A 13,021-nucleotide genomic window follows, 5' to 3' on the forward strand; every position below is an offset into this window, starting at 1 on the left:
CGATGAAGACACCCCTCCTCCGGCGCCTGCCGGCGGCCCTTACCATCGCCGCGCTCACCCTCGCGACCTTGAGCGCCTGCGCGAGCACCCCGGCGAGCAGCGCATCCACAACGAATGCCGCCGACGCACCCATCACCATCGAGAACTGCGGATCGCAGGTCACTCTCAAGGCGCCCGCGAAGCGCATCGTGCTCGTGAACAACGACTCGCTGCCCAACCTCGAGGCGCTCGACGCAGTCGACCGCGTGGTCGCCCTCACCTCGACAGTGCAGCCGGGCCTCTACAAGGACTCCACCTACGAGACCCTCGCCTCACTCGACCAGCTCTCGACCGAGAAGAACGCCACCGGCGGATCGATCGTGTCGCAGGAGAGCCTCCTCGGCGCCCAACCCGACCTGGTGATCGCGCCCGAGAACGCCGTCGACCGCGCTGCCCTCGCCGCCAGTGGAATCGCGGTCTACACGCCCAGCGCCTACTGCGCCGACCCCGGCCCCGAGCTCAGCAAGCCGGCGACCTTCGACCGCGTGTGGAGCGAAGTGCGCACCCTCGGCACCCTCCTCGGCGAGAGCGATCAGGCCGAAAAGATCGTCTCACAGGGCATGGCGAGCCTCGGCTCTCAGGCACCGGATGCCGGAACCGCCGCCGCCCTCTACGTCTCATCCGGAGGAAGCGTGCTCTCGCCCTACGGCGGCCCGAGCATGGTCACGCCGGTGTTCACGGCGGCCGGACTGACCAACGTCTACGCCGACTCCGCGGAGCGGGTCTTCGACGCCAATATCGAGGACATCATCTCGCGCGACCCGGGAACCATCGTTCTGCTCTACTCCAGTGGCGAGCCCAAAGACGTAATCGACAGCTTCATGAGTGCGCCCGGGGTATCCGCCCTCTCGGCCGTGCAGAGAGGTCGCGTCGTGGCGCTGCAGTTTCCCTACACCGACCCGCCCAGCATGCTCTCGATCGCAGGTCCGCAGCAGCTGCGCGGGCTTCTCGCAACACTGCCGTGATCGAGGCGCAGGCCGTTACCGTGCGCGCCGGCCGCCGAGTACTGCTCGATGACGTCTCGTTCACCGCGCAGACCGGAGCGGTGACCGGCATCGTCGGACCGAACGGAAGCGGCAAGACCACTCTGCTGCGCGCGCTCGTTCGCGCCGCTCCACTATCGTCGGGCCGGATCGTTCTGGATGGCGACGATCTCCGCATCCGGCCCCGACGATGGATCGCACGGCACGTCGCCGAGGTGGGCCAACGCAGCGAGCCCGACCCGTCGCTGCGCGTCGTCGACGAGGTGTCGCTGGGCGGGCTCGCCGAGCACGGCGTTCTGCGTTCGGGCGGGGCCGCGTTCGACGACCGCGTGGCTGATGCCCTCGACGCGGTCGAACTGTCGCATCGCGCCTTCGACCGACTGTCGACGCTCTCGGGCGGAGAGCTGCAGCGCGTGGCCCTGGCCCGTGCGCTCGCCCAGGGCGCCAGCCACGTTCTGCTCGACGAGCCCACCAATCACCTCGACATCAGACATCGGCTCGAAATCGTCGCTCTGCTGCGGCGCATCGCCCCCACCGTGCTGATCGTTCTGCACGACCTCGACCTCGCGGCCGAGGTGTGCGATCACGTGGTCGTTCTGCATCGTGGCCGCGTCGCGGGTGCTGGGCGACCGGCCGAACTCTTTAGGCCGCCGCTGCTCGACGCCGTGTACGACGTGACGACCCACGCGCATCCCGGGCCGGATGGGCGCGCGCGCCTCTCTTTCAGCCTGCCCTCGCCACTCCCCCTCTCTTCGTCACATGAAAAGGAATCCGCATGACAGACCTCAGCACCCTCGACACCGCTCGCGAGCTCGCAGCACGGTGGGATGCCCAGCAGACCGGCTATATTCGGCACCGGGGTGAGCTCTTCGACACGATCGCCCGGGTCGTCGCCGCCGTCTGCGCCGACGTCGCCGAGCCGCGCATCCTCGACCTCGCCGGCGGCACGGGCTCGCTTGCCCTGCACGTTCTCGGTCATGTTCCGAACGGCCGGGCGGTCATCGCCGACAAGGATCCGGCCCTCCTGGCCATCGCCTCCGATCTGGCGACCGACGATGCTCGTCTGCAGACCGCCGAAGTCGACCTTGCTCACGCTGACTGGACCGAGCATCCGGCCATCGCAGCCGCGCCGTTCGACGCCGTCGTGTCGTCGACCGCACTGCACTGGTTGAAGCCCGGAACCCTCGCCGATGTCTATCGAGCCCTGCCCGATCTGATGCGCCCAGGCGGCATCGTCTTGAATGGCGACCACCTGTCGTACAGCGCCCACCACGAGAGCACCCTCGCTCGCATCGCACTGGCCGACGACGCCGCGATGCAGGAGTCGACGTTCGCGGGCGACACCGACACGTGGGACGAGTGGTGGCAGGCCGTCGCCGACGTTCCCCGCTACGCCGAAGCCCTCGTTCGGCGCTCCGAGGTCTGGGGAGCAGAACTGCACGAGGCGCCGCCGAAGGTCACGCTCGGCTTTCACCTCGAGAGCCTTGCCAGCGCCGGATTCGCCGAGACGGGAACCGTCTGGCAGTATCTCGACGACCACGTGGTCTACGGGGTGGTGGCGCAATGACCGGCAGCGACGGAGCTCCCGCCCCGAAAACCCTCGACGCGCTCGTCATCGGCGCCGGCCCGGCCGGAATCGGCACGGCCCTCGCCCTCTCCGCGGTAGACGACCTCATGATCGGTGTGATCGATCGCGGTCAGATCGGCCAGACGTTCCTCGACTGGCCGACGAAGCAGACGTTCCTCACTCCCTCGTTCACGGGCAACGGGTTCGGTGCGACCGACCTCAACGCGGTGCACCCGCGCACGTCACCGGCATACAGCCTCGGCACCGACTACCTCACCGGGCCGCAGTACGCGAAGTATCTGCGCAGCGTGGTGCAGCACTTTCAGGTGCCGGTTCTGCCACACACCGAGGTGACCGCGGTGGAGCCCGCGGGCGACGAGTTCACGGTGACGACCTCGCGCGGACCTGTGTCTGCTCATACCGTCGTGTGGGCCGGTGGCGAGTTCTCCGATCGACCCGAGGCGCGCCTGGCCGGCATCAGCCTGTCGGATCATTCCGCGACCGGCGCGGCCTGGGAGCCTCGCTCGGGCCGGATGATCGTGATCGGTGGATACGAGTCGGGCATCGATATCGCCTGCCATCACATCGAGCAGGGCGCGCAGGTCACGGTCGTGGATGCCGGGAGTCCCTGGGACGCCGGTCCGGGCTCCGACCCCTCGTTCCGCCTCGCCCCGCGTTCACGCATGCGTCTCAACGCTGCCGCCGCGACCGGCCGACTGACCCTCACAGGGGCTCACGCGAGCAGCATCAAACGTGACGGCGCCGAATGGGTCGTAAGCCTCGGCAACGGCACGCGCATCCGAGCCGACTCTCGCCCGATCGCCGCAACCGGCTTCGGCCCGGGTCTGGGCCCGGTCTCGGGGCTGTTCACGCTCCGCGGTGACGGCTGGCCCGAACTCGACGACGACGACCAGTCCACCATCACCCCCGGCCTCTTCCTCTCTGGTCCCGCGATGCGGCACGGAGCACTCAAGTTCTGTTTCGTCTACAAGTTCCGGCAGCGCTTCGCTCACATCGCCCGTGTGATCGGCGAGGCACAGGGCAAGGAGTGTGGCGGCCTCGAGGAGTGGCGAACGGCCGGCATGCTCACCGACGATCTGTCGTGCTGCGGGGTGGAGTGCGCATGCTGACCGCAGCACTTCGCCCCTGGGCGGTGACCATACTCTTCGTCGCCGCCATCCTCGTCGGCAGTCTGACCGGTGCGCTCGCTCCCGCCACGGGCAGCGTGATCGCGTCTGTGGTGGACCCGTCGATCATGGTGTTGGTGGGACTGCTCGTCTTCACTCTCCGACTAGAGAGCCTCGCCGCGCTGAAGCGGGCCCCCCGAACCGTGTTGCTCGCGCTGACCTTCAACTTCGCCCTGGTTCCGGTGATCGCGTTCTGTCTGACCTCGCTCCTGCTGCCCGATCAGGCGCTGCGGTTGGGGGTGCTGATCTACTGCTTGTTCCCCTGCACCGACTGGTTCCTCGGCTTCACCCGCATGGCCGGCGGCGACACGACGACGGGGGCGTCGCTCATTCCGATTCAGATGTCCCTGCAGCTGGTGCTCTATCCCGTCTGGCTCGGCCTCTTCGGTGGGCAGCAGGTGGGGAATTCACCCATCGAGATCGCGCCGACGCTCGTGACGTGGTTCGCCGTGCCGGCCGGAATTGCGCTCGCAGCGCGACTGTTCCTGTGGCTGTGCCTCGCTCCCACGGCGCGGGAGCGCGTCGTGCAGGCGGCCGACAGCCTGGTTCCTCTGGTGATCGCCGTGGTCATCGTCGGACTCTTCGCCGGCAACGTCGGAACCATCCTCGCCGACCCTGCCGCATTCGCGTGGGTGCTGCTGGTCGTCTTCCTCTTCTTCGTCGTCGTGTTCGTGATCGTCGAAGGAGTCGCGCGCCTGTTCCACCTCGGGTATCCCTCCAAGGCGCTGTTGACGATGACGACCTCGGCTCGCAACGCTCCGCTGATGCTCGCGGTCACGACCATCGCTCTGCCAGACCAGCCTGTCGTCTACGCGGCGATCATCCTCGGCATGCTCATCGAGTTCCCGCACCTCACTGCTCTGACTCATCTGCTGCGACGTCAGGAGAAGAAGCAACTCGACGGGGCGACCAGAGCCAGCGTCACCGCGTGAGAACCCACGCCCAGCTACTGCACGGGATGAGCGCACAATGATGGGGTAGCCGAATCGACGGTCGACAGAGCGAGGAGCGAACGCTGAGCACGACACCCGCGACGCATCCCACCCTGCGCGAATTGACCCGATCGGAATGGCGCTGGACGCCCACGATCGGCGTCGCCGCGGTGCTGCTTCTCATCTCGATCAGAGTGTTCGCGCCGGCCGAGTGGACCTCGTGGATGACCGATCCGGCGAAAGACTTCGTGACGCTCTCGGTGAGCGTCATCATCGAGTCGCTGCCGTTCGTCATTCTCGGAATCCTGCTCTCGGCCATCGTGCAGATCTGGCTGCCCGCGGGCTTTCTTCTCAGGAGACTTCCCCGAAACCCCGTGCTGCGTCGCAGCATCATCTCTCTGCTCGGGGTACTGCTTCCGGTCTGCGAGTGCGGAAACGTGCCGCTGACCCGAGGGCTCATCGTCAGCGGCCTCAGTGTGGCCGACTCGATGGCCTTCCTCTTCGCGGCACCCATCATCAACCCCATCACGATCATCACCACCTATCAGGCGTTCGGTTGGAACGACGGCATCCTCATCAGCCGCATCCTCGGCGGCCTGCTCATCGCGAACCTCGTCGGCTTCATCTACAGCGCCCACCCCGCTCCGCAGACCCTCCTCACGCGTGGCTTCCAGGCAGCCTGCGCCGTCGATCCGCACGCCGAGCACGGCACCAGAACGCGCCGCACCCTCATCAGCTTCGGGCGCGAGTCCGCCGCCATGATGCCCGCTCTGATCGTGGGTGCCGGCATTGCGGGGCTCATCCAGGTGGCCGTATCGCGCAATCTGCTGATCACCCTGGGCAGCAATCCGCTCTGGTCTGTGCTCGCGCTCATGGCTCTCGCGTTCATCGTCGCCATCTGCTCGAACGTCGACGCGTTCTTCATCCTCTCGTTCGGTTCCACCTTCTTGCCCGGCGGCATCGTCGCTTTTCTCATCTTCGGTCCCATGATCGACATCAAGATGCTCGCTCTGATGCGCACCACCTTCACGGTGCGCACTCTGGTGCAGGTGAGCGTGCTCATCGCCGTGTGCGCCGCGGCCATCGGATTGGCGGTGAACCTTGTTTTTTAGTCGTCTCATCGCGCGCTGGAAGGGCCTGGCTCTCACCCTGCTCGCCGCGATCGCAACTGTCTGGCTCGGCGTCACGGGCCAGCTCGGGCTCTACATAAACCCGCGCTACTACGTATTCACCCTGATCATGGCCGGCATCGCGTTCGTGCTCACGATCGGTGCGCTCCTCGTGATTCCTGGGCCAGGCGAAGACGACGAGCATGATCACGATCACGACAGCCATGGCAAGCCGGATGGGCGCGGGTCCGACGCCCCCGACGAGAGCGGGGCCGGTCGCCGCCGCCCGCTGCTCGCGTTCGGCGGATCGCTCACCGCCCTCGTGATCGTCGCCGCCGCGGCCGTCGCCCTGCTGGTCGTACCTCCGAGTTCGCTCACGTCGGCGGCAGTCGAGCAGCGCAGCCTCAATGGCTCGTCGAACACCCTCGCCAACGCCGGCCCGCCCCCGGGTTCCTCAGACGACACCTCGGCGTATTCGGTCAAAGACTGGGCCGCGCTCATTCGACAGGGTGCGAGCGCCGACGACCTGAGTGGCCGCACCGCCACCCTCACCGGATTCGTGACTCCCGACGCCGACGATCCCGACAACGTCTTCTACGTCGCCCGCTTCGTGGTGACCTGCTGCGCGGTCGACGCGCAGCCCGTGGGGGTTCCGGTCTACTCACCGGGCTGGTCGAGCAACTACGCCACAGACAGCTGGGTCACGGTCACGGGCCAGTTCGAGGCGAATCCCAGCGTGCTCAGCGCGGCCACAACCGTCGTTCGCCCCGACAGCCTCACCGCCGTCGACCAGCCCTCCGAGCCCTATGTCTACTGATAACGCGGGCCGCAGGTTTCGGCGACTGCTCTACGGCAGCATCACCGTCGTCTCGGTCATGGCGGCCGCGCTGGTCGTCGCGAACTTCTCGCACGGGCCACAGCTGCAATCGGCACAGATCAACGTGAACACCGCGGTCGAACGCTCGGGCCAACGCCTGCTGCTGCAGGCGAACGAGCCGCTCGACCCCTCGGCCGCGGGCAAGCTCACGGTCAGCCCGGCAGCGGCAGCCACAGCGACGGTCGACGGCGACACCATCGATGTGCAGTTCACCGGAATTCTCAGCTACAACACCCGCTACACCGTCTCCGTGCCCGAGGTTCGCAGCGTCGCGGGTGGCGGCGCGTCGACCCTCGACTACACCTTCACCACGGCGAATCCGACCACGTACTTCCTGTCACCGTCGAAAGCCGGAGAGCAGTTCAGCGACGCCGTTCTGTCTGCACCCATCGGCGGTGGCGCACCGACGCCGGTCTACCAGGCCCCGCGCATCCGGCAGTTCGTGGCGCTAGGCGACACCCTGGTCGTCGACACAGTGAACGACGACGGAACCGATGCGCTCACCATCGTGTCACTCACGGGCGCTGCGCCCATCGTCGTCAATCTCGCGGGCTCCGGCACCATCACCAGCCTCAAGGCCGACCCCACGAGCAAGCTCTTCGGCTACACCTTCACACCGCAGCCGTCTGCGCACTTCGAGGCGCAGCCCGATCAGCTCTACGTCTACGACATCACGCGCGGAAACGACTATTCGATTCCCATCACGGGCACTGATTTCGAGGTACTCACGGCAAAAGACTGGATGCTCATTCCCGGCACCACCTCGCTGGTCGCCCAGACAGAGAGTTCGGACCTGCTGCTGGTCGACACACTCGGCGAGCGCGATGGAACCTCCGGCCCGGTACCGATCGGCCGCGCAGACTCGCTGGTCGGGTTCGTTCCGACGACGAAGACGCTGATCACGGCGACGGGCGGCGCGCGGACCGCGACAGACTTCGCTCAGCCCGAGCACCCGAGCAGCGCGTTTCCCTCGGTAGCCGGCGACCTCGGGGGCACCGACTCCGCGATCGTGGATGCTTCGGGTGCCACTCTCGAGATACAGGACTCGGGCCATGGCTCCGACACGACGGTGTCAACTCTTGAAGCCGGCGGCAGCAGCGCCCTCTTCTCCCTCGACTCTCTCGAACCCGCCGGGCAATCCGTCACGAGCGTCTGCGTCGCACCCAACGGCCTCTACGCCGCGATCACCACGAGTGCACAGCAGATCACCTACGTCGACCTCGCCGACGGCAAGACCCTCAGCACCGTCGACGGCCACGACGCGAACTGGTGCTCGGCCCGATGAGGCGCCTGGGCGGACCGCTCTAATTCAGGAAAAACCGGTCGACGTGGGCGGTTTCGTGCGCGGTGAAACGACTTTTCCTGCGTTGCGGCACAGCTCGCGAAAAAGGCACTCAAAAAAGACTTGATTCGGCCTTTCGGGTGGAGTTATTATGCTGCCGTCCGAAGGTGAAAACCCTCGGCAACCAGCACAATTCCACACGCGATATCAGAAAGGGGACTCCTCATCATGGCTATGTTTTTTGATCCTTTCACCGAGTTCGGCCGCCTTGCGAGCAGCCTAAACAGCGGCCAGACCGGCCAGCGGTTCATGCCCGTCGATCTCTACCGCGAGGGTGATCACTACGTGCTCAACGCCGACCTCCCCGGAGTGGATCCGGAGAGTGTCGACATCGACGTCGACGGGCAGGTGCTCACGATCCGGGCTCAACGCACCGCCGACATCCGAAACGGCGTGAAGTGGCTCACCCAGGAGCGACCGCACGGGTCGTACGTGCGGCAGTTCAGCGTCGGCGAGGGTATCGACTCCGAGAGCATCACGGCTCATTACGACAACGGCGTTCTCTCGGTGCTGCTGCCGGTGAGCGAGCGCGCGAAGCCTCGAAAGATCGAGGTGCACGGCAGCGCGACCCGCGAGCAGGCCGCACTGCAGAGTTGACGAGGTGAGCCATGTTTCTCGTCGCCTCGATTAAGCCTCGCGACGAACCGCGAACGGTATCGGCAGAGGCATCGGATGACGTCCTCGCTGAGGCTGAGGCAATCGTCGTGAGCGCGCTGTTCGACGACATCGTTCGGCAGCTGTCGGCACAGGTCGACGCCCGCGAGCCGGAGCCGGATGCGTGGTCGGCGCACACGGATGAACCCGACGACGACTCCAGCGTCTGGACTCCATCTCCTCGGGTACACCCGGGCAGGAGTAGGTCTCCGCCTCCGAAGTGACAAAACAGCGAAGCGGTGCCAGATCGTCTGGCACCGCTTCACTCATGTCAGCTATCAGCTCGCGGAGCCCGCCCGGCATTACCAGAAATCGCAGGGCGTGCAATGCCCTCGCCCAATCGGGCCACCGGCCTAGCCTGGTCGTTATGACTGCACGCGACCAGTACACGTTCGGCAACCCGGTCACCCTCTACGATCGGGTCGAACCCCCCGTTCAGCACCAGCCCGAACCGGGAGTGCAGGCGAAGATGACGCCCGTGCCCGATCTCGGCGAGAAGACCTACCGCGGCACCGGCAGGCTCACCGGTCGCAAAGCGCTCATCACCGGAGGCGACTCCGGAATCGGCGGCGCCGTGGCGATCGCGTTCGCCCGAGAGGGCGCCGACGTCGTGATCGTGCACCTGCCAGCCGAACAGCAGGATGCAGATCGCATCGTGGGCCTGATCGAGGAGGCCGGAGCGAAGGGCCACTCCATCGCGGCCGACATCACCGAGGCTGCCACCTGCCGCGCGATCGTCGCCGAGGCCGTGAGCGTGCTCGGGGGCCTCGACATCCTCGTGAACAACGCCGGCAAACAGGTGGCCATCGATCGCCTCGAAGACCTGAGTGACGAGCAGTTCGAGCAAACCTTCAGAACGAACGTCTTCGCGAACTTCTGGCTGACGAAGGCGGCCCTCCCCCATCTGCCCGAGGGGGCGACCATCATCAACACCGCGTCGCTCGAGGCCTACAAACCCGCGCCCGACCGCCTCGATTACGCGTCGACCAAGGCCGCGGTCAACAACTTCTCGAAAGGTCTGGCCCAGCAGCTGGCCCCGCGAGGCATCCGGGTCAACGTCGTGGCACCGGGCCCGGTGTGGACCGCTCTGCAGGTGTCGCAGGGCGTCTCCGACGAGCAGATGAAGGCTTTCGATGACGAGAGCACCTACCAACGGGCAGGCCAGCCGGCCGAGCTGGCACCCGCCTTCGTGTTCCTCGCCTCGGCCGAATCGAGCTACGTGTCGGGCGAGACGCTCAATGTCAACGGAGCGATGGTCACCCCGTGACCGCTCCCGACGGCACGATCTTCTTTCTCCCCGGCCTCGGATTCGACGCGGTAGCGTCAGCGCCGCTCGCCGCCGCTCTCGAGAGCATGGCCGCCGACCGCTTTCGGGTCGTGGGCATCGATCTGCCCGGCCACGGCGGGTCTCCGGATGCGCCGAATGGCTCGGTCTCGTCCCTCGCCGACCGCGTGGTCTCAGTCATCGAGGCCGAAGCCGACGGCGGCCCCTTTTTTCTCGCAGCCCACAGCATGGGAGGCAAGGTCGCGGCCCTCGTGGCCGACCGCATCCTGAGCGGCGACGCCAACGTCTTCGGCCTCGCCGGCATGGTGCTTCTCGCGCCGTCACCGCGCACGCCCGAGCCCATGTCCGACGACAAACGCGCCGAGATGCTCTCGTGGGTGGCGAACGGCATCATCTCTGAGGATCACGCCACGGAATTCGTGGCGCAGAACGTGTCGACTCCCCTCGCCGACGACGACGAGCGCGCGGCCATCGCGCAGGTGCGTCTGATGTCGCCGCTGGGCTGGCGTCGCTGGCTCGAAGAGGGCAGCACCGAAGACGTGTCTCACGACGTCGGCCCGATCGATCTTCCCGTCGTCGTGCTTGCCGGCGAAGACGACGACGACCTCGGCGCATCCGCGCAGCCCCGCCTGCTCGACGGCGTGTACCCGCAGGCCCGCTTCGTCTCGCTCGCAGCGACCGGCCATCTGCTGCCGTACGAGCGGCCCGCCGCGGTCGCCGCCGAGATCGTTCGGCTGTGGGATGCGACGGTGTCGGCGACCCCGCAACTCACGCCCGAGTGGGGTCGCCTCATTGCCTCGGAACGCACGGCCCCCGAGGCCCGCGGGTTCCTCTCGCGCAGGGCGATCGCCGACGACCCGAACTACAGTCCGCGAGCGCTGTCGCCTGAGCAGCTCACGATGCTGCGCGCGCTGGCCGACCGGCTTGTGCCACAGCCTGAGTCGCCCCGCATCGACCTCGCCGCGCGGGTCGACGACGACCTCGCGATCGGCCGCAGCGACGGCTGGCGCAACACCGGCCAACCCGCCGACGTTGCGGCGTATCGTCTGGGGCTCGACGACCTGGCGGCGCTGTGGCCCGCCGACGACCGAGCTGAACAGGACGCTCTCATCGACGGCATCATCTCGGGCGAACTGAACGAGTTCGATGCCGTCGGCGGCTCCGACTGGAGCGGCACGAAGCTCCAGCACTGGCTCGATGACGTGCGCACTGACCTGACCCGCGTCTGGCTGTCGCATCCGGCATCGATGGCCCGCGTCGGCTACGACGGATTCGCGACCAGCGGGCCGGCGACCGGCCCCGCCGGGTATGTCAGCGTCGCTGCCGACGAGCGCGACCCGTGGGAGCCGGCCGAGCTCGGGAGCGTCGCATCCGATGATGACGATGACGATCGAGATGACGACCCGCACCACGACCACCCCGCCCTGAACAACGCCCGAACCGTCGAGGAGAATGCCGCGTGGATCTGAGCCGCATGCGCACGTACGACACCGAAGAGATCGTCGACGTGGTCGTGGTCGGCACCGGCGCGGGCGGAGGCCCGCTGCTCGCCCGCCTCGCCGGGCGCGGTCTGAAGGTCGTGGCCCTCGAGGCCGGGCCCAACACCGATCCCGACGGCTTCACGAATGACGAGGTCGAGGCTCCGCGCATCAACTGGATGTCGGAGCGACTCTCGGGTGGCGACGACCCCACCGCCTTCGGCTCGAACAACAGCGGCTTCGGTGTGGGTGGCGGCACGCTGCACTGGGGCGCCTTCACCCCACGCCCCGATGCACGCGATCTGCGTCTGCGCACCGAGACGGGAGTGGGCGAGGATTGGCCGATCGACCATGCCGAGCTCACCCGCTACGTCGCCGAGGTCGAGCGCACCATCGGCGTCTCCGGCCCCACTCCCTACCCCTGGGATCCGGAGCGTGAGTACCTCGAGCCGCCCGTCGATCGCAACGCCTCGGCCGACATGATGGCCGCCGGATGCGCGCGGCTCGGCATCCGGGCCACGGATGCGCCGGCGGCCATCCTGAGTCGCGATCGCGACCAGCCGCACTTCGGAAACCGCAGGTCGAGCCAGAACCTGGGCAGCATCCACCAGGGCGAACGCTATGGAACCAAGGCCACGACGGCGAACACGTACCTGCCCGCGGCAGTCGCCGACGGAGCGGAGATTCGTGCCGACTCGATGGTGCACGGCATCGAGCTCGACCCACAGGGCCACGTGTCAGCCGTGGTGTATCGACGCGACGGGCACGACTATCGCCAGCGCTGCGCGAACCTCGTGCTGGCGGGCGGTGGCATCGAGACACCGCGCCTTCTGCTGAACACGGGCCTCGCGAACTCGAGTGGCCAGGTGGGTCGTAACTTTCTCGCTCACGGCGGCGTGCAGGTGTGGGGCCGCTTCGACGAGCAGATCCGCGGCTACCGCGGCTACCCCTCGTCGCTGATCAGCGAAGACTTCGTGCGCCCCGACGGCGTCGACTTCGCCGGAGGATACCTCCTCCAGAGCCTCGGCGTGATGCCGCTGAACTACGCCACCACACTCGTGCGCGGCGCGGGCTTGTGGGGCGACGAGCTGATGACAGCCCTGGATGCGTGGCGATACTCCGCCGGTATCGGCATCAACGGCGAGTGCCTGCCGGCGGAGAGCAACCGGCTCGATCTCTCAGACGAGCTGGACGAGTGGGGCGTGCCGCGCGCGGTGGTCTCGTTCACGGCGGGGTCGAACGAGAAGGCAATCGAAGAGCACGCGACCGCCACGATGACGCGCATCCTCGAGGCGGCCGGAGCGCTCGAGACCCGTGTGCTGGCGCGCACCGCGCACACGCTCGGAACATGCCGCATGAGCGCCGACCCGTCTTCGGGTGTGGTCGATGCCGACGGGCGCAGCCACGACATCCCGAACATGTGGATCTCGGACAACTCGACATTCCCGAGCTCGCTGAGCGCGAATCCGTGCCTCGTTCAGCAGGCGCTCTCGCTGCGCACAGCAGACCTCATGCTGCGCTGAGAGAATACTGCGCACAGTAAACTTTTGCATTGACGCAAAGTTGCA

13 protein-coding genes are annotated in these 13,021 nt (G+C 67.1%); all 13 read left to right on the top strand.

Annotation, left to right across the window (positions count from 1 at the left end):
• Positions 1-2 precede the first annotated feature (2 nt).
• The 13 genes from B9Y86_RS14665 to B9Y86_RS14725 all read left to right on the top strand — a co-directional run bounded on the left by B9Y86_RS14665 (position 3) and on the right by B9Y86_RS14725 (position 12,976).
• Positions 3-1,004, top strand: coding sequence for an ABC transporter substrate-binding protein (locus tag B9Y86_RS14665; protein ID WP_085487408.1), 1,002 nt, complete (start codon positions 3-5; stop codon positions 1,002-1,004).
• On the top strand, positions 1,001-1,801 hold the full coding sequence (locus B9Y86_RS14670; RefSeq protein ID WP_085487410.1) for an ABC transporter ATP-binding protein: 801 nt from the start codon (positions 1,001-1,003) through the stop codon (positions 1,799-1,801). Before B9Y86_RS14665 ends, B9Y86_RS14670 begins: the two co-directional genes overlap by 4 nt.
• Positions 1,798-2,589 (top strand): class I SAM-dependent methyltransferase, encoded by a 792-nt coding sequence (locus B9Y86_RS14675; RefSeq protein ID WP_085487412.1) that lies wholly within the window; start codon positions 1,798-1,800, stop codon positions 2,587-2,589. Before B9Y86_RS14670 ends, B9Y86_RS14675 begins: the two co-directional genes overlap by 4 nt.
• On the top strand, positions 2,586-3,719 hold the full coding sequence (locus B9Y86_RS14680) for an NAD(P)/FAD-dependent oxidoreductase (protein WP_085487414.1): 1,134 nt from the start codon (positions 2,586-2,588) through the stop codon (positions 3,717-3,719). Before B9Y86_RS14675 ends, B9Y86_RS14680 begins: the two co-directional genes overlap by 4 nt.
• A complete protein-coding gene (locus tag B9Y86_RS14685) occupies positions 3,713-4,708 on the top strand; it encodes an arsenic resistance protein (protein ID WP_085487603.1) in 996 nt (331 codons plus the stop codon). Before B9Y86_RS14680 ends, B9Y86_RS14685 begins: the two co-directional genes overlap by 7 nt.
• A gap of 122 nt (positions 4,709-4,830) precedes the next feature.
• Positions 4,831-5,820, top strand: coding sequence for a permease (locus tag B9Y86_RS14690; protein WP_228515866.1), 990 nt, complete (start codon positions 4,831-4,833; stop codon positions 5,818-5,820).
• Entirely contained in the window at positions 5,810-6,634 is an 825-nt protein-coding gene (locus B9Y86_RS14695; protein ID WP_244894778.1) for a TIGR03943 family putative permease subunit, read from the top strand. Before B9Y86_RS14690 ends, B9Y86_RS14695 begins: the two co-directional genes overlap by 11 nt.
• Positions 6,624-7,979, top strand: a complete 1,356-nt coding sequence (locus B9Y86_RS14700; RefSeq protein ID WP_085487418.1) for an Ig-like domain-containing domain — start codon at positions 6,624-6,626, stop codon at positions 7,977-7,979. The genes B9Y86_RS14695 and B9Y86_RS14700 overlap by 11 nt, the downstream gene beginning before the upstream one ends.
• Before the next feature lie 225 nt (positions 7,980-8,204).
• On the top strand, positions 8,205-8,633 hold the full coding sequence (locus B9Y86_RS14705; protein WP_085487420.1) for an Hsp20/alpha crystallin family protein: 429 nt from the start codon (positions 8,205-8,207) through the stop codon (positions 8,631-8,633).
• A gap of 11 nt (positions 8,634-8,644) precedes the next feature.
• The gene (locus B9Y86_RS14710; protein WP_085487422.1) at positions 8,645-8,914 is read left to right on the top strand and encodes a hypothetical protein; all 270 of its coding nucleotides are present in this window, start codon (positions 8,645-8,647) and stop codon (positions 8,912-8,914) included.
• A 143-nt stretch (positions 8,915-9,057) separates the two neighbouring features.
• Entirely contained in the window at positions 9,058-9,957 is a 900-nt protein-coding gene (locus B9Y86_RS14715) for an SDR family oxidoreductase (RefSeq protein ID WP_085487424.1), read from the top strand.
• The gene (locus B9Y86_RS14720; protein ID WP_085487426.1) at positions 9,954-11,444 is read left to right on the top strand and encodes an alpha/beta hydrolase; all 1,491 of its coding nucleotides are present in this window, start codon (positions 9,954-9,956) and stop codon (positions 11,442-11,444) included. Before B9Y86_RS14715 ends, B9Y86_RS14720 begins: the two co-directional genes overlap by 4 nt.
• Complete coding sequence (locus B9Y86_RS14725; protein WP_244894779.1) at positions 11,435-12,976, top strand: GMC oxidoreductase; 1,542 nt, start codon at positions 11,435-11,437, stop codon at positions 12,974-12,976. Before B9Y86_RS14720 ends, B9Y86_RS14725 begins: the two co-directional genes overlap by 10 nt.
• Positions 12,977-13,021: the final 45 nt, after the last annotated feature.

Source organism: Agreia pratensis (assembly GCF_900177685.1).
Taxonomy (GTDB): Bacteria; Actinomycetota; Actinomycetes; order Actinomycetales; family Microbacteriaceae; genus Agreia; species Agreia pratensis.

Coding starts and splice junctions, on each gene's coding strand:
- B9Y86_RS14675 (WP_085487412.1), top strand. CDS start 1,798: ATGACAGACCTCAGCACCCTCGACACCGCTCGCGAGCTCGCAGCACGG.
- B9Y86_RS14665 (WP_085487408.1), top strand. CDS start 3: ATGAAGACACCCCTCCTCCGGCGCCTGCCGGCGGCCCTTACCATCGCC.
- B9Y86_RS14705 (WP_085487420.1), top strand. CDS start 8,205: ATGGCTATGTTTTTTGATCCTTTCACCGAGTTCGGCCGCCTTGCGAGC.
- B9Y86_RS14710 (WP_085487422.1), top strand. CDS start 8,645: ATGTTTCTCGTCGCCTCGATTAAGCCTCGCGACGAACCGCGAACGGTA.
- B9Y86_RS14680 (WP_085487414.1), top strand. CDS start 2,586: ATGACCGGCAGCGACGGAGCTCCCGCCCCGAAAACCCTCGACGCGCTC.
- B9Y86_RS14685 (WP_085487603.1), top strand. CDS start 3,713: ATGCTGACCGCAGCACTTCGCCCCTGGGCGGTGACCATACTCTTCGTC.
- B9Y86_RS14715 (WP_085487424.1), top strand. CDS start 9,058: ATGACTGCACGCGACCAGTACACGTTCGGCAACCCGGTCACCCTCTAC.
- B9Y86_RS14700 (WP_085487418.1), top strand. CDS start 6,624: ATGTCTACTGATAACGCGGGCCGCAGGTTTCGGCGACTGCTCTACGGC.